Source organism: Acinetobacter amyesii (assembly GCF_023499985.1).
GTDB classification, from domain to species: Bacteria; Pseudomonadota; Gammaproteobacteria; order Pseudomonadales; family Moraxellaceae; genus Acinetobacter; species Acinetobacter amyesii.
The window spans coordinates 204,314-223,598 of the sequence record NZ_JAMCOU010000032.1 but is presented as its reverse complement, the minus strand read 5'-3'; the positions used below and the strand labels follow the sequence as shown (position 1 = coordinate 223,598).

Below are 19,285 nucleotides of genomic sequence, written 5' to 3'. Positions count from 1 at the left end.
TCTAACAATCGTTTAAAAACTTAGATATGCCTAAAGAATAATCAGAAGGAATCATCCAAATGTCAGAACAACAAGGTCGTGTAAGTCGAGAAATCCGTGGTCATCTTTATTTGATCGGTTTGGACCGTGCAGATAAACGAAATGCGTTTGACAGTCATTTAATTCATGACCTTTCACTGGCGCTCACTGAATATGAAGATGATCCAAATTTACGCTGTGCGGTGATTTTTGCTCATGGCGATCATTTTACTGCGGGTCTAGATCTGGTCGAACTACAACCCAAACTTGGCAGCGGGCTGTTTAATTTTCCTGATCAGCAAATTAATCCGTGGGGAACCAACTCACGACAACGAAAAAAACCAGTTGTGGTCGCGGTACAAGGGTTCTGTTTTACAGCGGGTATTGAACTCATGCTGAATGCCGATATCGTGATCGCACAGCGTCACACGGAGTTTGCTCAAATGGAAGTGCAACGTGGCATTCTTCCCTTTGGTGGCGCAACAGTTCGCTTTGTGCAAGCAGCGGGTTGGAATAAAGCCATGCGCTATTTACTCACGGGTGAACGTTTCAATGCACAAACGGCATATGACATGAACTTGGTGACTGAAATCACAGACCAAGCGCCCTTATCTCGTGCAATTGAACTTGCAGAACAAATTGCACAGGCTGCACCACTGGCGGTTCAGGCAACACTCGCTGCAGCACAGCAAGGTGTGCATTTGGGAGCCGATGCCGCCTTTGCTCAATTAGATCAGCACTTACAGCCATTACTAAAAACACAAGATGTACAAGAAGGCGTGATGGCCATGCTACAACGTCGCGCAGCCAATTTTCAGGGCAAGTAAGCCTTTATTTAAACTGAGTAAACCCTTTCCGTCCTGCCTATTCAGAGAAAAATTATGCCAACGGATTTAGAACAAGCAACGCAAGAAATACATAGTACACCCGTGAGTTTCCCTGCAACCGATGGTTATACGCTTTCAGGCGTTGAATATCGGCCTAATTCTGCAGCTAAAGCCAATATTATTATTTCAAGTGCGACAGGTGTACCTCAACAATTTTACCGTCGTTTTGCCGAGTATGCCGCAGGACTCGGTTATCAAGTACTGACTTTTGATTATCGTGGTATAGGACGTTCTGCACCGTCAAAACTTAAAGGCTTTAAGATGTCTTATCTTGACTGGGGACGTTATGACCTTTCTGGTGCCATAGCTTATATGCAACAACACGGTCAGGAAACTTTTCTAGTGGGACACTCCTATGGCGGTCAAGCACTAGGCCTCACCTCAAATCATGATCAGATACGTGCCATGTATTGTTTTGGCACTGGCGCAGGTTGGCATGGCTATATGCCATTTAAGGAAAAAATGAAAGTGCACGTGATGTGGAATATCGTTTTTCCACCGATGGTTGCTGTCAAAGGGTATTTGCCTTGGAGCAAACTCAATATGGGCGCTGACCTTCCTGTCGATGTCTATAGACAATGGCGTCGTTGGTGTAAAAACCCAACCTATTTCTTTGCCGACCCTGAGCTGAGTGAGTTATCTCAACAATATGCTGCAGTTCAAACGCCGATTTATGCGGTCGCTGCACTTGATGATGACTGGGCATTACCCAATTCACGACATGCTTTTATGCAACATTATGCGCAAGCGTCAATGCACTATATCAATATTGAAGCGCAAGATTATGGTCTAAAACAGATTGGTCATATGGGATATTTCCGCAAAGGTGCTGAACTCTTATGGCAGGAAGTGATTGGAAGGTTTAACGAGCTATTAGTCGCCTAGACCAATTTACTTCATACATAGCACATTGATTTATTCGGATAGAGAGATACATGCGTCCACGGAAAAACACCTCTGAACATCTATTACTACAGTCAGCACACGCCTTTAAACGCTATGGTTATATGGGCTGTAGCATGGGGAAATTGGCTGAAGCCTGTGGACTCTCAAAAGCTGCGTTTTATTATGACTATCCGAATAAAGACGCTTTGCTGATGGAAATTTTAAACCTGACACACGTGAAGTTAAAGCACAGTATTTTTCAGCAATTACAGCAATCCACTGCATCACCTCAACAGACTTACCCGCACATCCATCAACTGGCCATCCAGTTTTTTAGCCAAGGTGGATTAGGTTGTTTAGTCGGGATATTAAGTATGGAACGTCAACATTTGCCTACCGAGATTTTTGCAAAATTACAGTCCATCTTTCAGGAGTGGCAACTGGCCTTTGAAGTGTTTTTTCAGCGATGCATGAGCATCGAACATGCCGCTCAACTTGCCAAAGTCAGCTTGGCGGATTATGAAGGCGCGATTTTAATGGCCCGAATAACCGATGATTTGAGTTATCTCGATTTAGTCCAAGATCGCATTTTGCTTCAACTTGCGGAGTCTTGATAGCGATATTCAATTTTATGTTCTTCGCCAAAACGGTCGACATGTGTATAAAACTCACCGTATCGGCCTAAATAATACTCGAGCGATTGATTGTAAAAACTCCAATAAATCGACCATTCATTCAGATCTAATTGGCGAATTTGAGTTTTACAATTGACTGGCATGCGACGTAAAAAAACTTCTTGTAACTGTTCGGCTGCCTGTAGCGAATCTAATTTGTATTGTTGTTGAAAGAAAATTTCCGCAATATCATCAAAAAGTTGCTGTTCATATTCATCTACTTCAATCACCTGATCGACTTGGCGTATAGCATCATCATTTGATGCTAGAGAGATACTGTTCGATTTTTTTGGTGCTTGGTAACGCATATATTTTTGACGATATTTTTCTGTTTTTATCATTTTTTTGACCACGATTCCTGCTGCAGACAACGCAATCAGAATACATATCACAATGAGAAAATTAACCATAATAACAACCTACTGCCGATGACGCGCATGCACATCTTGAATCATCGAATATTTTTATGGACTAATATAACGCACAATAACGTTTAAAATTCATACAAAATTATTTTAAAGCTGAAATCTTGCCTATTTTCTTTGCTAATTTATTTCAAACTATTACACCTGCTGAAATTATTAAGTGTGTATACATTTCTAAAAAATCTATTATTACTTTAAAAACAGTATAGTTAGATGCATTTATGTGGTTATTTATCCGTATTTAACGATTAATTTATAAATATACATTTGTAAATTTTGCAACAATTTTGAAATAAAAACGCAACCCAACGGCGCAATGGCTGCAAAAAAACATAAAACGCAACAAGAAGCCTCTTTAAGCACAAGGCGATATCTTCTGAAATGACAGGCTGTTGGAGTTTTCTATAAAAAGAAAAAATTATGATACGCGAAGCACAAATTCAGGATATACCCGAAATTATTCACGTGATTCACAACAGTATTCGTTCATGTATCCAGGACCATCAACGTAATGAAAGTGTGATTCAAACTTGGCTTGAGGAGGCAAATCAATCAAATATCTTAATGTGGATGCTTTACAACGACAGTTGGGTCTACGTCAGTGATAATCGAGTGGTCGGCTTTATTTTAGTCAGTGATCAGGGACAAATTTTACTGAACTATATTTGCCCTGAACGTCAGTACCAAGGCATTGGTAAGGCGTTATTGTTAAACATGATGCACTGCGTCAGGAAAAAGAATATTACCGAGATCAGTCTACAAAGTACTCATACGGCACTCGCCTTTTACCAAAAATATGGCTTTGTCGCACATCAGGATTTTGAGCCTACCGATGTTCCGCTCAAATTGGTCAAACAGCTCTGTTAGTAGAGAGGCAAACCTCATAAAAAGATAGATTTTCAAATAGGATGATTATGATAGGTGAATTTAAAAAGAGATCAATCTAAATAAGTATTGGCAATGGTACTAACAATAGCACCGCAAAGTTTTCACCGTTTACAACTGTGTATCAAGGCTTAAGTTGATCGCGTCCTGCCTGTTTGGCCATATATAAATAATGGTCTGCATGCTTCATTAAGGCTTCGATACTGTCGAAGTCATTTTGCTTATCCATCCATGCCATGCCCAAACTCAGTGTGACGTAATTTTTGTCATCCCCCCGATTAACATGTTCAAGTTGTTCATTACGCATGGCTTCGAGTACCAATTGTAATTGCTCTTGGGCAATCGCATACGGAACATCATGCATCAATATGGCAAACTCCTCTCCCCCATAGCGAGCCACATAGGCTGAACTTGGCAGGGTATTTTGCATGGTTTTCACGATCTGCTGTAACACCTCATCGCCTTTGAGATGCCCATAGTGGTCATTATAATTTTTAAAATAATCAACATCTAACATGGCAAAGACCAGTGTTCGATGGCTATGAAAACGGACTTCCGAATATAAGCGTTGAATTTCAGCATTCAATGCACGACGGTTAAATGCCCCCGTTAAGGCATCAATACGAATTTGTAGCTCTAATTTTTTATTCAGCTCGTGAAGCTGTAAGGTGCGTTCTTTAACTTTCTGATCGAGTGAACTGTTTAGCTCAAGCAGACTATTATTTAACTGCTCGGTATGCATCGACTGCTGTGCATAATGATGCGATTGCTGAAACATGATCAACAAGGCATACAAACTGGTTGAAATGAACGATAAATTGACGGAATCAATCAAATTCATCATCAGCAAAAAGTCGTTTAAAAAAGTAATGCATAGGAAAATAACCGCGATTAAATTTAATTTTGAATACGGTTCTTTCTTTTTCAGTGTTAGGTAAAAACCATACGCAAAATTACTCAGAACAACGATCACATAGGCAAAGCTGTAGGTTGCCAAAGGCTGAAAAATCTCAGGCGTCGAAACAAAAGTCACTGAAATATTCAAAGACAACAGCAACATCGCGATCTGATAATTTAAGGTAAATAAATAGCGACGACTGAGCAAGTGGATATAACTTAAAAAGAAAATCGATGCCAAATAGGTAAATAAGTATTCTAATCGCGTGCCCCACAACCAATTAATATCGGTAAAAGTTGTATAGGCATAAGGTGCTGAAAATAAATTATGGAGTGCTAAAAAGACAATAAATAAGCCAAACACCAAGTTACTTCGGCTATTGCGACCGCGTAACCCTCGGAAGACTGAAAATAGGATTGTAAATAGTCCCACACCCAAGACGGCACCAGACACCATTCCAATACTCATCATCTGTTGTTGGAATTGGCGGTTTACTGTCTTGGCGATACCAATACGCATTGGGTTTTCAAACCCGCCGTGCATACTGTTAAAACTTGAAGCCTGAATGGTTAAGGTGAAATATTCATCTTGTGCCACAAAATAGGCAATTCGTGGTGCATTCTCCGTTTTTTGTTCTGCTTCAGTACGCCCAACTTCTCCCAAACGAACGATCACATCACCATTTAAAAATACCCGATATGCACCGTACTGATTTGGAATCAATACCGCGATACGTCGGCCGATAAATTGTTTGGGAATTTGGAAATGCCCAGTGTATGTCCCAAAACCTTTACTGTCCCCTGTGATGTCTTTAAATGATGCAGGCAGATAGACCGTTTGACCGACTAGAACCGAACTCGGAGAAGTTAAAAATTGATTTGGATAAAACAACCATTTGCCTTGTAAGAGGCTACTGGTGTCTTCCGTGAAGTAGATTTGGTTAACTTCGTTTTGATGTTTTAAATAAAACGATTTAGGAGCAGTTTCATACTGTGCTTGAGCAGTCGATACAGTGAGTGCCAATGTAAAAATAATAAAGGTAAGAACCCAGAACAATCTGGTGCAAGGCAACTGTAAAGACAACGGCTTTGATTCCTGCGTTTATACTCGAGCAATTATTCTAATCTACGGTAAAAGACAAAAATAACAACTACTATTTTATCAAATTGATCAATAACTTCCATGTCACTGATCTAAAACAGTCGCTGTATTAATCGCGAGTTTTTACATCATACAATTCAATCTCAAAAATAAGATTTGAATTGGCAGGAATTACATTACCCATTTTACGTTCACCATAAGCCAAATGTGATGGCACGATTAACTTACGTTTACCACCGACTTTCATACCCATGATGCCCTGATCCCAACCTTTAATCACACGGCCAGTACCAATCACTGTTTCAAAATAATTACCACGATCCAGTGATGAATCAAATTTTGTACCGTCTTCTAACCAGCCTGTATAGTGAGTTGTAATCAAAGCGCCTTTAACCGCTTCTTTACCTTCACCTACCACTAAGTCAATAATTTCTAATTCCGTGCTCATGCTCTCAACCTCAAATGCCGCAATCTAAATAAAGCCCTATTATAAACAGAATCAGTCTGAACATGATGCCCTTGAATGCGCTAGAACTTACCGACTCAAAGTTGAGAACACAATGATTTAGATCAGCATGCAAATAAACATTTACTAGTAAAGCTCACATGTCTTGAAACATTTAGGAGTATTCCGTTATCACTAAGATGCATTGGGAAGAAACGAATAAAAAATTTAAAGCGCTCTAAAAGTTTGAACGTTCATTGAATGAAGACGTTTATGCGGTAAGAACAACGCTATTTACAATGATAATAAAGAGGATTCATCCATGAGCATTACATAAATTGAGGCCTGAAAATTTTCCCAAATTAGATTTTTATGATGGTTTTAGATCGACTGAGTTTCAAATCAACTTTTAAATCAACAGAATTGTATTAGCTGAAAAAATAGTTATAGCGACAAGGATGCAAGCCTAAACTCGCATCCATCATCATGAGTTAAATCATATCATGCGCTTATTGCAATTGTGTCCATTCAATCACCGCTTGAGCTTTATCACCAATCAAAGTCCATTCGCCGTCCATCACATTTAATTGTAAAGACATGGTCCGTTCGCATAACTCTTGAATGGCGGCTGTACTCGCTTCAGATAATTGCCAAATCTCAACATTCTTCAGGGTTTTCAGTTTGCTGTTGCGTTTATACCATTCGTCTACTGAAGAACCATAGGTAATCACAGCAACTTGTGGGCAACGAGCACTGGCTTTTTTGACTTTGTCTTCGTCAGGGCAACCGACTTCAATCCATTTCACCAATTGCCCTGTTAAATCTTTTTCCCACAGCGCTGGTTCGTCAGTTTCGAAAAGATCTTTGGTAAATTCTAAGGCTTCATCTGCATAGCGTGCATATGCCAAGACACGTACCATCAAACGTTCAATCGTTTCAGAAGGATGCAAAGCCATCGTCAATTGATAATCACCATATTGGTGTACATCCATATTGGCAATGTTCAAATCTGCTTTATAAATTGTAGCTTTTAGCGCCATAGTAAAGTCCTCAAATTTGGCGCCTAGCATATAAGATTTAGCAAGCTTTTGCTGCGCTGATTTACTTATTTCTCAGCTTTCACGGCATCGATACGACACTGCATTAAACGATCTTCAAATTCGAGCCATTCACGTTCAGTCTGGTAAATAATTTCGACACGATTATCTATACTTTCCTCGCTCGACTGATAATTAAACTGATCGGGATTAAAGTTAAAGGTTTTCCACCCTTGGTCTGTCTGAAAAATACCTTTGATCCGTAGCCAATCTTGCTGCTCACAGAGTAAATCTAACAGCTCAAAAAAGTCGAAGGTCCATCGTTTTGGGAGTTTCCAACCTGCGACACTATAGCCCTGAGCGGATTCAACATAATGATAAGGCAACTGTTTAATTTCTGTGGGTACATCGACCAGCGTTTGCTTTTGTATCGCCAATAAAGGCTGAATTTTACGCGGACTTCCCACATAGGCGAGATCAATATTTGCCAGTTTTAAATCACCTTTTACAACATTGATCCATTGCTGCTGATACGGTAAATATGCTTGTTTGAGTCGTTCCAAACCAGCTTGATCGGCATCACTCATGCAATCGACATGAGACACCACCACGATTTGTGCCACTTTGAGTTGATCGGCATACAGGTTTTGTGACGTCCAATCTTGATCATGTAAGCGTGAGCCATCGACCACGGTCACCAATGCTCGCATCGCTAAATGCAGATGCCAATGTGGCTCAGTCAATTGCTCCAAAAGTTGTCCCGGATGACCTAAACCTGTCGGCTCAATAAACAGTCGGTCGGGTTTCACCTCTGACAATAATCGTGACAACGCAATTTGCATCGGCAGTTGGCTGCTACAACATAGACATCCACCCAATAATTCCTTCACCGCAAAGCTCTGATCTTGCGGCAACATCTGTTGATCGACCCCGATTTGCCCAAACTCATTCATCAGTACGGCCCAAGTTTCGCCCGCTGGCTTTTGCTTTAATAACTGCTGTAAAACTGTGGTTTTACCCGCACCTAAAAAGCCAGAAATAATATGAACCGGAATCGCACCGTGGGTAGAAACTAATTTCAAAAGTGAGTCACTCAAATAAATAGCCAATGATTGATGGCCTTTACCATAATGATTTCAAAAAAATGCTGCAAGCCCAGTCTTCATTTCTCTGTCTTCATTTTCCTAAAGCATAGATCAGTCTCGTATTCCAACGAATTGTATAATCATCTGGCTATTGAACAGCCTGTTTATTCCACTTGCATGAATGCATTACATATGTGGTCACACTTTATAGGCAAAGTTAACTCTTATATTTTAAAAAATGGTCATATCGAAAAGAATCCTTACATTTGGATTTTAGTGAAATTTCTGGATTCTGCTTATTTACGACATCGATGTAATCATCATGTAAACAATGAATGAATCATGAAGCCGATTTGGTCATTTTTTCTTGCAAAGTTAAATGAAGATTCCGATATTTTTTTACATTTAAAACACAGGATGGACGGTTATGTATTCATCCAGTTAACCAGTCTGTTTCACTTTGTTGCTCGCATTGATCACTCGGTTTTCTCGATTTAGCATGAGTTCTCTCCTGATGGACGTGATGATCTTTTCAGGACTTACTAAAATATATAAGGATGCTCAAAATGAAATTAACTCAAATTTTACTTGCTTCTACTCTAGCTGCTGCAGCTGCAACAAGTTTTGCTGCGAGCAAAGATAAACAAGAAGCGCCTGAACAAGAAAAAGTAGTGGTTAGCACTCAAGAACAGCCAGCGACTGAAACAACTGCTGCTGAAGGTACTGCTGCTCAACCTGCTTCAGAAGCAAATGCTGAAGGTTCTGCACCAGCTCAACCTGCTCAGTAATAGACGGATAGCGTACTCCACACGCTAAATTCATTTAGTCTGCTGCTCAACATTTATCCCTCACTAATAAAATGTTGTGCTAAATGAATTAAAGTCGCCGGATCATTGAAAAATGGTTCGGCTTTTTTATGCTCAAAGCCACTGATTGATAGATTTTAATGATCGATAAATCATTCAAAATGATTGATGATTTTAATATAAATAAATATATATCACTCACTTAAAATAAAACCCTGCAAAAAACACGACAATTCGATTCATCGTTTCGACTTATGCCTAGCTTGTTGAAAGCCTCGCTTTAGAACTTAATAGTGGCATATGTGAAGTGATTGGATGTTTACGCATGAGCAATAAAGCAAATTACACAACGGAAGTTGCCATTCTGGGCGCAGGTCCTGTCGGCTTAACCATTGCAAACTACTTAAGTAAGCAAGGCGTCAATGTCACTGTGATTGAACAACTGGACACCCTGATTGACTACCCACGTGCGATTGGTATTGATGATGAATCATTACGTACCATCCAATCATTAGGTTTAGTAGACCAAGTGTTACCGCATACGACACCGAACCACGCGATGCGTTTCTTAACACCTAAAGGTCGTTGTTTCGCAGACATTCAACCGCTCACTCGTGAATTTGGTTTCTCACGTCGTAATGCCTTTATTCAACCGCAAGTCGATAATGTACTGCTACAAGGTTTAAAACAGTACGAAACCACAAATGTTTTATTCTCTCGTCAATTGTCTGATTTTAGCCAAGATGCCAATGGTGTAACGCTCAATATTCAAAATAAAGACGGTGAAGCTGAAATAATTCAAGCGCAGTATTTGATTGCTTGTGATGGTGGTAACTCTGTGGTACGTCGTACCCTCAACATCGGCTTCGATGGTAAAACTGCACCGAACCAATGGATCGTGATCGACATCAATAATGACCCACTTGCAACGCCACACATTTACCTATGCTGTGACCCTGTGCGTCCTTATGTATCTGCTGCTCTTCCACACGGTATTCGTCGTTTCGAATTTATGGTGATGCCTGGTGAAACTCAAGAAGAATTAAGCAAACCTGAAAACATTGCCAAATTATTGTCGAAAGTGCTTCCAACGACCGACGGTATTGAAGTGATTCGTCAGCGTGTTTATACCCACAATGCCCGTATTGCAGATAAATTCCGTGTAGACCGTATTTTACTAGCAGGCGATGCTGCGCACATCATGCCAGTTTGGCAAGGTCAAGGGTATAACAGTGGTATGCGTGATGCGTTCAACCTAGCGTGGAAAGTTGCAATGGTTGTACAAGGTAAAGCTGGCCCTGCGCTTTTAGATACATACCAAGTTGAACGTAAAGATCATGCCAAAGCGATGATTGATCTTTCTGTAATGGCGGGTCATGTCCTTGCGCCACCAAAAAAATGGCAAGGTTTCGTGCGTGATGGTATCGCGTATGCGCTCAATTACATCAAACCGATCAAGCAATATCTATTGGAAATGCGCTTCAAGCCAATGCCGAAGTACAACGACGGTGCGTTGATCAATAACGGTGTTAAAGACTCACCTGTGGGTAAAATGTTCATTCAACCACATGTTCAACTTGAATCTGGTGAGAAAGTCCTACTTGATGAAGTCATCGGTAACGACTTTGCAATCATTGCTTGGGGCGTCGATCCAAAATGGGGTCTGTCAGATGCGACCATGAAAAAGTGGCAAAAATTGGGCGTTAAATTTATCCAAGTATTGCCTGCTGTTCAACTTAGCAATGAAAATCGCACCAAGTACGACAATGTGATCACGATTGGTGATATTGGTACCGATATTCGTGGTTGGTTTGGTAAAACCACTGAATCTATTACGATTCTTCGCCCAGACCGTTTTGTTGCAGCGATTGCAATTCCACAAACTTTAGACAGCGTGAGCCAACAATTGTTTGCAAAATTGCATGCTTAATAATCTAAATAGATCTGCAAGAATTAAAAATCACCATGCATAAAGCATGGTGATTTTTTCTATAATCACTATAAACATCGCATGCTATAATCGTTCAATACATAATTATAAGCTTCGCAAAATGCAAAAAAGATTTCAGAAATTATTCATTTATATTTTGTTGGGCTTTATTTTTATCTGTTCACTTATTTTCGTAGAGATACATCATTTTCATGCCAATAGTTGGTTAGCTATTTTCGTTTTTTGCCTCTGTTTTCTTATTTCTTTGAATTGCTATTTATTACGCTTAGAAAAAGATGTGAACAAAAACGAAGAATCTAATTTTTTGTCCTTCCATTTATACATTTCATTTTTTTATTCAATCATTGCCAGCTTTTTTCTCACCACAGTGATTCTTGCTTTATTTGCATTACAAACTCAATATTTTGGTCAAGATAAAAATATCATTCTAAAAGGCCAAGTCTATTCACCCACATTTACACTAGAAAAGAAGCCCTGCCGAGCTCGCCTTAAATTTCCCGAAAGTGGTTGGTCTACCTTCGCCTATCTCTGTCTAGATACCAAGAAACACAACTTTTCTGGTTATTACAAACTCCATTTGAAAACCAGTTTCGCAGGGTCTGCGATTCAGGATTATTATTGGATTGAAGATCAATTAACATATCAGCAGCATCGTGCCTTAGATATGGATCCACAACAAAAAAGACTACTCGAAATATATGCCAAACTTGAAAGAGATTTAGGCCCACCTCTATCTGATGATAAAGCCCATGATTTTTTAAATAGACCCAACAACGATTGAGTCTATTTAATTTAGCGCAATATATGCCATACATTATCTAGGCAATAATTAAAATCGCTTTATCATCTTAGTGATTGATATTTAAAACTCTTTCTTTTTAGTTCTCAAAGAAAGAGTTATATGAATAGACATATAGCAATACCACGTTCAGCCAACAATCAAATAAGCTTCCAAGTTAAACCGACTGAAACCAACGCACATCTTTTACCGATTCACGTTGCTGAATCTGCTGAATAAAAGGTTTAAATTCATCTAAATATGGCAATATTTTGAATGAAATGGCATACACCATCCAATAAGCCAAATATAAATCTGCTGCGCTAATTTTATCCCCCAACAGATATGGCTGGGCCTGCGCAAGCCCTGTTTTAATAAAATCTAAAAGTATTTTTTCATTACCAAAACTCAAACTGCCACGTTTCTCATCCATCAACTCAGTGCTAATGCCGACATTTTTCATGTCCATGTATTCAGTCAGCGGACCATGACAGAAAAACATCCATTTCAAATATTCACCCCGTTTTGGATCATCCAAGGCGGGAGCTAAACCTTTTTCACTAAATTTATCGGCTAAATAACTAAAGATGGCAGCGGTCTCACTAATCACGACAGTGCCATCGACCAAGCAGGGAACTTTGCCCATGGGATTAATCTTGAGATATGCCGCTTGATACATCTCTTCATATGGCACTTCAATAATCTCAACTTCTGACTCGATATTTAATTCTTTCAATAGATATTTAATTCTTTCAATAAAGGCAGAATGGTATTACTGCGTGAGCGTGGATTGCTGTAGAGTTTCATTGTTGGGTTCATTGTAGATATCCTTATTTTCTTCCTTGTTGTTCTATCTATGACTATACGCGGCTCTATGTAGAATTATGTTGCGTTCATCCCTGCTTTAAACACTTTCCGATACAATACGCCCGACTAATAATTACGCTAAATTTGAATCTATATTTAAAGCAAAAAGTATTTACTCCGACTTTCTGATAATCAAACAATTGAGCTCTACATCTATGAAAAATAAATATTTAATTGCCATGTTAACGGTGATTTTAATTTCAGGCTGTTCCAAAAAAACCGAAGAAATGGCAACTGAAGCCAGCGCAGATGCACAACCTGCTCAAGTCAGTACACAGCAAGATCAAGCAGCGGAAAGCACTTCCAATGAGCCGTCTACCACGCCTGCAACAACACAAAAACCTGAAACTATTTTAAATGAGCAGGTCAACCCAGCTGAAGCCTCACGTAAAATGGTACGAGAAGCCAATGTCAGTTTTGAGTCGAAAGATGTCGTTAAAACGGCCTTAGAAATTGAAAAACTGACGCTAAGTTTAGGCGGCTTTATTGAACAGAAAAATATCGACTTTATGGTGCAAGAGAGTCAATCCTACCCGATTACTGACGGCAAAATTAAAATCTTTGAAAAAGTAAATCCGAACGCGGAAATGATCATTCGTGTGCCAAGTGAAAAAGCTGCACATTTCGTCAATCAACTGTTACCACTAATGCATTTTTTGAACCGTCAGCAATATTCGGCAAAACGCTATGAGCTAAAACTACTCGAAGAAAAAATGTCGCAAACAACGGTCGTGCCAGACCATGTAGCAGCAGCGCAAGTCAATGAAATCTCACGCCTGACTCGCTTAGAAGTTCAAGATCGTGTCCGCTATAGCACGATTGTGATTGGCTTTACTCAACCTGCCACTGTCCGTGAACATATCGATATTAACCTTGATGCTATTGCGCAGTTAAATGGCGATAGTTTCTGGCAAAGAGCGTGGTACGGTATTCAAAAAGGTTGGCAATTTGTGTTGAGCCTGCTGGTTATTCTCATTACGATTTGGCCACTCTATCTGATTATTATTATCGGTTTGATTGCCTACCGTGTGATGAAACCCTATTTACAAAAATGGTTTAAATGAATGAGCTGAACAAGCTCCATTCTTCATTTAATCTATGATTAAAAATACGATAAATAAAAAAATCCCGAAGCGCTTAATTCGGGATTTTTTCATTTAAATCTTAGGGCAATATTTAAAGGCCTAGAAAAAGCCCATATAGAACTGCTCTTTTAATACTTTTAAAATCAACTCGATCGCATCATTTTTACGATCTTTTCGATAGCTCGCATACAGACCAATGGTCGGCAAAGGTTCAACGGTACTTTTAACCAATATTTTATCACCGAGCAATGGAATGACATAAGACGGCACCAAACTCCATCCCACGCCCATACCGACCAAATTGACATTTAACAAAATATTGGTCGAGTGCTGTACCAAGTTCACATTTAGTTTATTTTGCTTAAAGAAATCTTGAATAATTCGGTATAGCTCAGGTGATGAATGTTCATCACTAATAATAAAATCTTGATTATTAATGTTTTTAATGCTGATATGCCGCTGTTCTGCAACAGGCGAATTTTTCGGTACAATCAGCGCCAAAGGCTCAGTAAAGATCTGAACAGATTCTATATCAGGGCTTTCTTCGACATAACGGGTAAAGGCAATATCAATCTCTCCTTTACGCACTGCACTGATTTGATCGACATCCATTAAACTATGAAAATGAATTTTTAACTCAGGAAACTGAGCTCGAATATTTGGCATGATATAAGGAAAGACCTTCATTTCAGCCACAGGAACAAAGCCGATATTCAGTTGTTCTTTACTGAGCTTCGCAATTTGACGCGCATCAATCATAGCTTTTTCTGCATGCTCTAAACTCAAACGCGCTTCTTTTAAAAAGGCGTGACCTTCTGCAGTCAGTTCAACTTTTCGGTTGGTTCGCATCAATAATTGCACCCCAACTTCCTGTTCTAGGTCTTTAATTTGCTGACTTAAAGAAGGTTGCACAGTACACATTCGCTGCGCAGCCTTGGTAAAATTTAGCTCTTCGGCAACCGCAACAAAATATCGTAGATGTCGTAATTCCATTATTCAGCTCCTAAAGCACTGCGTTTGAATTGGTTTGCCACGAATAGACGATACATCCACGTAGTGAACAGCACCATCACCGCACAAAATAAATAGGTTGCCTGAAATCCAAAGTATGCAATCAGCACACCCATAATGACCGAACCGACAGCAAGGCCAATATCAAACAAGGCAAAAAAGGTGGATATCGCATGTCCCATTCGGGCTTTTTCTACCGTTTGAATCGCGACCGTTTGCAGACATGGGAACACTGAACCGTAGCCGATGCCCATAAAAACTGCCGATATCCAAAGCACCCATTGATTCGTGAGAAAACTCACAACCACCAAACCAATGGCAAAGCAAATAAATGATGGATAGATGACTGCACTCGGGCCTTTACGATCATAGACTTTGCCAACCCAAGGACGGACGAGCAACATCGACACAGCAAAGACAATAAAAAAGATACTTGTATAAGCGAGTAAATGCTTCAACTCTGCATAAGCGGTGATAAAACTCATCACACTCGAATATGCAAATGCGGTCAGCAATGCCACAAAACTGATGGCAAGTACCCGTGTTTCTATCACATCACGCCATTGGATGGCTGCGGATTGGCTCGCTTGATCACTTGACTTATGCTGTACGTGTTCTTGTATTTGAACTAACCACGTAAAAATATAGCCCACTGCAACCAATAAGGCTAATACTGCAAATAAGGTACTAAAACTGCTGAATTGAATCATACTCAGCGCTAAAAATGGCCCGATCACCACGCCTAAGTTGGTCGACATTACAAAGTAGCCCATGCCTTCGCCCTTTCGATGATCTGGGATGTAATCATTTACGATGGGAACATTGACCGTGGTTAATATACTGAACCAAAAACCATGTAAAAAACGAATGACCAACAACGACCACATGCTGTCAATCCACAAATAACTCAGCGCAAAAACGACAAAGATAAAGCCTGAAATACGCACAGAATTGGCTTTACCAAAACGCTCAATGATCATGCCGGAAAAGGGACGAATCGCAATGGATGACACCAAAAACAGCGTTAAAGCCATACCCGCTTGCTGAATCGAACCACCCAATTCTTTCATAATATAAATGGGCAATATTGTCAGCAGCGCAAAGTAATAGCTAAATAAAAACAAGTTATTACACAGACAAAAAACGAAAGACTTGTTCCATAGCGATGCCTGATGTTGAGTAGTCATGAGGTCATTTCCTCGCTGCTACGCGTGGCTTGGGACTGCGTAAAAATCGGGTTTAGCGCCAACTGCACCAGTCGCTTGATATAGTCTTCATCTGGCTGGGTATTAAAGAAAATGATCTGATAATGAATCGGGCCATACAACATGTCCAACATGAGTTCGAAAGGATAATCCGCCCGAATTTCGCCTCGTTGAATGGCCAATTGGATCAGCTCACGTGTCGCTTCTCGTCGAGGTAACAAATACTGTTTAAAAAACTCACCCGCTGCTTCACGATGCTCCGCCAAAACCACGAGCAATGCTCGACCCACGTGCTGATTTAAAGCCCTTGATAGTTTGAGCAATTGTTGATTTAGATTGAACTCTAAACTTTGTGATAAATCGAGTTCAAACACCGAAGCAGTGTGCGCTTTAAAAGCATCGAAAACCAGATCGGACTTATGCTTCCACCAACGGTAAATCGTCGATTTTCCCACGCCTGCACGAGCCGCAATATCTTCAATGGTCATGCTTCGATAATCACTTTCCGCTAAAGCATCTGTGACTGCCTGTAAGATACATTGCTTACGCCGAGAAGTTTTTTCAGTTTCACTCATAATATAAAACGAAACGCTACGTATCGTTTTATATTAAACATTATTGGACTGAATGACTATCTTTAACTGAGCTTCGAAGAATAAACTTTAGTCGCACACTCGGAACTCAAATCTCAACTGCACTCTCCAGACGAATTTCAGAATACAAAAAAGATCGCCTAAGCGATCTTTTCAAATATTCAGCCACCAAAGTGATTAGCTTTGTGTCGACTTTTTATAAATACTGCAAGAAGGATGATGATTTTCCTGTAAACGTGCCACTTTACGTTGTTCCGCAGCTTCGAAACGACAACGTTTCCAGTCATTATCTAGATTCAATGCTGGAATTTGTTTCGGTTTACCTTGATCATCAACAGCGACCATTGTGAAATAGCAACTATTGGTATGACGTACTGTACGTTTTTGAATGTTCTGCGCTTCAACACGAATACCAATTTCCATTGAAGTACGACCAACATGGTTCACACTTGCAAGGAAAGTCACTAACTCACCCACGTGAATTGGTTCTTTAAAATTCACTTTATCGACTGATAGTGTCACCACGTAGCTACCAGAATAGCGACTTGCACAAGCATACGCGACTTGGTCTAACAATTTTAGAATCGTTCCACCATGCACATTACCCGAAAAATTCGCCATGTCAGGAGTCATTAAAACTGACATCGATAATTCTGACTGGTCGTCTAGTGCATTCGCAATTTGATCTAATGGGGACATCTTGTTTCTCTAGACTCGTGATATAACAATGATTAATGTGATTATTATATAGATTTTAATCAAAATTAAATGTTCAAATCGGCAAAAAAACCATCATTATTATTTATAGTGATCACACCATCATTCAGTAAAATATATATCGATAACGATATACACCCGATAAACAAGTATTTATCACGCTATCTATCAGTTTTTTGATCAAAGCTATGCTGTGTTTTATATTTAAAACATATTCATTAAAACGCGTTGTTCATCGATTCAACATAGCACGGCATTAAACTTAATCTTCTAAGACTTTTAACATCTCGAAAGATACATTGTCATAGCTGGTTTTTTGCCCAAAATCATTGGTACTTTCTAGCGTGTAAGAATTATCTACATGTACATGAGTGACAATAAATACCCTCTCTTCCATCATCGCAAGCTTTACTTTTTGTCCTACATCAAGCGTTTTCATCTACAGCTACCTTTAAAATATTTATTGGTTTTAAGTATTAATAACCTGATGATATTCTAAACACTTCAACAGTATTGGTAAATGTAAGCACATGAATAAAAACGCTAATATAGGTATATACTCTTAAAATCTACGTAAAACCAATTAATATGATTTTTTTAATTAATTTCAAATAATTAACTGTATATTTTCGTATTATTAAGATTTTTATATTTGGCAAATCTTTTGATTAAGACCTAAAACCAATCAACATCCAAGATATTAATGATTACTAGATACTATTGAGCATGGGAAAAGCTGAGAGCAAAAATTAAAATGCTTTGCTGAAATAAAAATGCACCCTGAGAGGTGAACAGGATGCGTTTAAATTTGCGAATCGTATCAGCCTAGTCTTTGGCTGCCAAATAAGGAATATGATGTCCCTTGCTATATTGATGTTCAGCATAAACCCGAGAAATCTCTCCAAGTTTTTCCAAGGTTGCCTCTTCACCTGCAAGCATCGTCGCTTCACGCCCTTTCACATCAAATATATGTGCTTTTTCACGTAAATCAGGTTGAATCACAATGTCTGCTCGCTTGAGCTCTTCTTGAGCTAAACGATTTTGCATAATATTGATATTTTGGTTAAACAAGCCCCAAACATTCGACGTTTCGGTATGAATCGGTCGTGCCAAAATATCCACCGCAATAATAATATCTGCCCCTAAATCGCGTGCAACGTCCACAGGAACAGGACTGACCAAGCCACCATCGACATATTCTGTATCTTCAATAATCGTTGGAATAAACATACTCGGAATTGACACCGAAGCACGAACAGCCTGCCCCGTATTGCCATAATTGAACACGACTTTTTTGCCATCTTTTAACTCGGTTGCCACCACATACATTGGGGTTTTTAGCAACTCTAAAGGCACATCATCAACTTGCTCATTGATATAATCTTCAACTTTTTTACCGTCAAAAAAGCCTTTTTTGTCCAAACGTATTTCTCGAACATCATTGGCTTTCATATTTAAGGCGATATCTCTTAACTCATTGGCACTTTTACCTGAAGCATAGATTGAACCCACAATGCTACCCGCACTGGTTCCAACAATAAAATCTGGGTGTATTCCCTGCTGTTCAAGTATCTGAATGGCGCCAATGTGTGCATAACCACGTGCCCCACCACTCCCTAAAACCAAAGCAACAATCGGACGCTTTTCCTGCTTTTTCACTTTTTTAAAGTCAATGCGGTTATTCGCCACTTGAGCAGGTGCTGCTGTATAAGTTCGAATTTGTGATGTTGTTTCAGCGCTGACCTTTTTTGAGCCCACACTTTGACAACCTACAAGGCTGATTGCGAATGCAGTCATCAAAACAGTTATGCTTTTCATTGAGAGATATTCCAAATGCAACTCGAGATTTGAAGAGAAAAAGTAGTCTAATCAGTCCACATTCACGTCACTGTTATTATTCGTTAATGCCTCTGACCGATGCACATTATATTG

Annotated in this window: 19 protein-coding genes and 1 pseudogene; 8 read left to right on the top strand and 12 right to left on the bottom strand. The window is 39.5% G+C overall.

Features of this window, described 5'->3' with window-relative positions; translation table 11 throughout:
- Nucleotides 1-59 precede the first annotated feature (59 nt).
- The 3 genes from M5F03_RS10925 to M5F03_RS10915 are packed head-to-tail and all read left to right on the top strand — an operon-like array spanning nucleotide 60 to nucleotide 2,404.
- The gene (locus tag M5F03_RS10925) at nucleotides 60-845 is read left to right on the top strand and encodes a crotonase/enoyl-CoA hydratase family protein (protein ID WP_180007551.1); all 786 of its coding nucleotides are present in this window, start codon (nucleotides 60-62) and stop codon (nucleotides 843-845) included.
- Between the two features lie 54 nt (nucleotides 846-899).
- Nucleotides 900-1,790 (top strand): alpha/beta hydrolase family protein, encoded by an 891-nt coding sequence (locus tag M5F03_RS10920; RefSeq protein WP_180126259.1) that lies wholly within the window; start codon nucleotides 900-902, stop codon nucleotides 1,788-1,790.
- 50 nt (nucleotides 1,791-1,840) lie between these two features.
- Nucleotides 1,841-2,404, top strand: a complete 564-nt coding sequence (locus M5F03_RS10915; RefSeq protein WP_180126257.1) for a TetR/AcrR family transcriptional regulator — start codon at nucleotides 1,841-1,843, stop codon at nucleotides 2,402-2,404.
- Here M5F03_RS10915 and M5F03_RS10910 read toward each other — a convergent pair.
- On the bottom strand, nucleotides 2,386-2,874 hold the full coding sequence (locus M5F03_RS10910; RefSeq protein WP_180021233.1) for a hypothetical protein: 489 nt from the start codon (nucleotides 2,872-2,874) through the stop codon (nucleotides 2,386-2,388). The two genes, M5F03_RS10915 and M5F03_RS10910, sit on opposite strands and share 19 nt — an antisense overlap.
- A 435-nt stretch (nucleotides 2,875-3,309) precedes the next feature.
- Between M5F03_RS10910 and M5F03_RS10905 the strand changes: the two genes are divergently transcribed.
- Nucleotides 3,310-3,756 carry a GNAT family N-acetyltransferase gene (locus M5F03_RS10905; RefSeq protein WP_249708324.1) on the top strand — a complete coding sequence of 149 codons (447 nt, stop codon included), beginning with the start codon at nucleotides 3,310-3,312 and terminating at the stop codon, nucleotides 3,754-3,756.
- Between the two features lie 142 nt (nucleotides 3,757-3,898).
- Here the strand turns inward: M5F03_RS10905 and M5F03_RS10900 are convergent, their stop codons facing one another.
- The 4 genes from M5F03_RS10900 to M5F03_RS10885 form a co-directional block, all read right to left on the bottom strand.
- Entirely contained in the window at nucleotides 3,899-5,695 is a 1,797-nt protein-coding gene (locus M5F03_RS10900; protein WP_249708380.1) for a sensor domain-containing diguanylate cyclase, read from the bottom strand.
- A gap of 187 nt (nucleotides 5,696-5,882) precedes the next feature.
- Nucleotides 5,883-6,221: an FKBP-type peptidyl-prolyl cis-trans isomerase gene (locus M5F03_RS10895; RefSeq protein WP_078191421.1), complete on the bottom strand. Its 339-nt coding sequence runs from the start codon at nucleotides 6,219-6,221 to the stop codon at nucleotides 5,883-5,885.
- A gap of 506 nt (nucleotides 6,222-6,727) precedes the next feature.
- On the bottom strand, nucleotides 6,728-7,258 hold the full coding sequence (locus M5F03_RS10890; RefSeq protein ID WP_168379277.1) for a YaeQ family protein: 531 nt from the start codon (nucleotides 7,256-7,258) through the stop codon (nucleotides 6,728-6,730).
- Between the two features lie 65 nt (nucleotides 7,259-7,323).
- Nucleotides 7,324-8,337 (bottom strand): CobW family GTP-binding protein, encoded by a 1,014-nt coding sequence (locus tag M5F03_RS10885; protein WP_249708322.1) that lies wholly within the window; start codon nucleotides 8,335-8,337, stop codon nucleotides 7,324-7,326.
- Nucleotides 8,338-8,906: 569 nt separating this feature from the next.
- Here M5F03_RS10885 and M5F03_RS10880 point away from each other — a divergent pair.
- The 3 genes from M5F03_RS10880 (at nucleotide 8,907) to M5F03_RS10870 (ending at nucleotide 11,878) form a co-directional block, all read left to right on the top strand.
- Entirely contained in the window at nucleotides 8,907-9,128 is a 222-nt protein-coding gene (locus M5F03_RS10880; protein WP_078191424.1) for a hypothetical protein, read from the top strand.
- A 343-nt stretch (nucleotides 9,129-9,471) separates the two neighbouring features.
- Entirely contained in the window at nucleotides 9,472-11,076 is a 1,605-nt protein-coding gene (locus tag M5F03_RS10875; protein ID WP_249708320.1) for a bifunctional 3-(3-hydroxy-phenyl)propionate/3-hydroxycinnamic acid hydroxylase, read from the top strand.
- A gap of 298 nt (nucleotides 11,077-11,374) precedes the next feature.
- Nucleotides 11,375-11,878, top strand: a complete 504-nt coding sequence (locus M5F03_RS10870; protein WP_249708318.1) for a hypothetical protein — start codon at nucleotides 11,375-11,377, stop codon at nucleotides 11,876-11,878.
- Between the two features lie 175 nt (nucleotides 11,879-12,053).
- On the opposite strand, the pseudogene M5F03_RS10865 reads toward M5F03_RS10870, so the two are convergent.
- Nucleotides 12,054-12,682, bottom strand: a pseudogene (locus M5F03_RS10865) (glutathione S-transferase family protein).
- 215 nt (nucleotides 12,683-12,897) lie between these two features.
- On the opposite strand from M5F03_RS10865, the gene M5F03_RS10860 reads away from it, so the two are divergent.
- Nucleotides 12,898-13,806: a DUF4349 domain-containing protein gene (locus M5F03_RS10860; protein WP_249708315.1), complete on the top strand. Its 909-nt coding sequence runs from the start codon at nucleotides 12,898-12,900 to the stop codon at nucleotides 13,804-13,806.
- Between the two features lie 120 nt (nucleotides 13,807-13,926).
- Here the strand turns inward: M5F03_RS10860 and M5F03_RS10855 are convergent, their stop codons facing one another.
- From M5F03_RS10855 to M5F03_RS10830, 6 genes are all read right to left on the bottom strand, one after another.
- On the bottom strand, nucleotides 13,927-14,820 hold the full coding sequence (locus M5F03_RS10855) for a LysR substrate-binding domain-containing protein (RefSeq protein WP_249708313.1): 894 nt from the start codon (nucleotides 14,818-14,820) through the stop codon (nucleotides 13,927-13,929).
- Nucleotides 14,820-16,025, bottom strand: a complete 1,206-nt coding sequence (locus tag M5F03_RS10850) for an MFS transporter (protein WP_078192239.1) — start codon at nucleotides 16,023-16,025, stop codon at nucleotides 14,820-14,822. Before M5F03_RS10850 ends, M5F03_RS10855 begins: the two co-directional genes overlap by 1 nt.
- On the bottom strand, nucleotides 16,022-16,618 hold the full coding sequence (locus M5F03_RS10845; protein ID WP_180083657.1) for a TetR/AcrR family transcriptional regulator: 597 nt from the start codon (nucleotides 16,616-16,618) through the stop codon (nucleotides 16,022-16,024). The genes M5F03_RS10850 and M5F03_RS10845 overlap by 4 nt, the downstream gene beginning before the upstream one ends.
- 195 nt (nucleotides 16,619-16,813) lie before the next feature.
- On the bottom strand, nucleotides 16,814-17,335 hold the full coding sequence (locus M5F03_RS10840; protein WP_078192241.1) for an acyl-CoA thioesterase: 522 nt from the start codon (nucleotides 17,333-17,335) through the stop codon (nucleotides 16,814-16,816).
- Between the two features lie 280 nt (nucleotides 17,336-17,615).
- A complete protein-coding gene (locus M5F03_RS10835) occupies nucleotides 17,616-17,792 on the bottom strand; it encodes a hypothetical protein (protein ID WP_171319286.1) in 177 nt (58 codons plus the stop codon).
- Between the two features lie 386 nt (nucleotides 17,793-18,178).
- Nucleotides 18,179-19,171, bottom strand: coding sequence for a patatin-like phospholipase family protein (locus M5F03_RS10830; protein WP_180009823.1), 993 nt, complete (start codon nucleotides 19,169-19,171; stop codon nucleotides 18,179-18,181).
- Between the last annotated feature and the right edge of the window lie 114 nt (nucleotides 19,172-19,285).

Bases quoted from the DNA above. Each gene is read 5' to 3' on its own strand.
- M5F03_RS10925 (WP_180007551.1), top strand. From the start codon at position 60: ATGTCAGAACAACAAGGTCGTGTAAGTCGAGAAATCCGTGGTCATCTT.
- M5F03_RS10920 (WP_180126259.1), top strand. From the start codon at position 900: ATGCCAACGGATTTAGAACAAGCAACGCAAGAAATACATAGTACACCC.
- M5F03_RS10915 (WP_180126257.1), top strand. From the start codon at position 1,841: ATGCGTCCACGGAAAAACACCTCTGAACATCTATTACTACAGTCAGCA.
- M5F03_RS10910 (WP_180021233.1), bottom strand. From the start codon at position 2,874: ATGGTTAATTTTCTCATTGTGATATGTATTCTGATTGCGTTGTCTGCA.
- M5F03_RS10905 (WP_249708324.1), top strand. From the start codon at position 3,310: ATGATACGCGAAGCACAAATTCAGGATATACCCGAAATTATTCACGTG.
- M5F03_RS10895 (WP_078191421.1), bottom strand. From the start codon at position 6,221: ATGAGCACGGAATTAGAAATTATTGACTTAGTGGTAGGTGAAGGTAAA.
- M5F03_RS10890 (WP_168379277.1), bottom strand. From the start codon at position 7,258: ATGGCGCTAAAAGCTACAATTTATAAAGCAGATTTGAACATTGCCAAT.
- M5F03_RS10880 (WP_078191424.1), top strand. From the start codon at position 8,907: ATGAAATTAACTCAAATTTTACTTGCTTCTACTCTAGCTGCTGCAGCT.
- M5F03_RS10875 (WP_249708320.1), top strand. From the start codon at position 9,472: ATGAGCAATAAAGCAAATTACACAACGGAAGTTGCCATTCTGGGCGCA.
- M5F03_RS10860 (WP_249708315.1), top strand. From the start codon at position 12,898: ATGAAAAATAAATATTTAATTGCCATGTTAACGGTGATTTTAATTTCA.
- M5F03_RS10855 (WP_249708313.1), bottom strand. From the start codon at position 14,820: ATGGAATTACGACATCTACGATATTTTGTTGCGGTTGCCGAAGAGCTA.
- M5F03_RS10850 (WP_078192239.1), bottom strand. From the start codon at position 16,025: ATGACTACTCAACATCAGGCATCGCTATGGAACAAGTCTTTCGTTTTT.
- M5F03_RS10845 (WP_180083657.1), bottom strand. From the start codon at position 16,618: ATGAGTGAAACTGAAAAAACTTCTCGGCGTAAGCAATGTATCTTACAG.
- M5F03_RS10840 (WP_078192241.1), bottom strand. From the start codon at position 17,335: ATGTCCCCATTAGATCAAATTGCGAATGCACTAGACGACCAGTCAGAA.
- M5F03_RS10835 (WP_171319286.1), bottom strand. From the start codon at position 17,792: ATGAAAACGCTTGATGTAGGACAAAAAGTAAAGCTTGCGATGATGGAA.
- M5F03_RS10830 (WP_180009823.1), bottom strand. From the start codon at position 19,171: ATGAAAAGCATAACTGTTTTGATGACTGCATTCGCAATCAGCCTTGTA.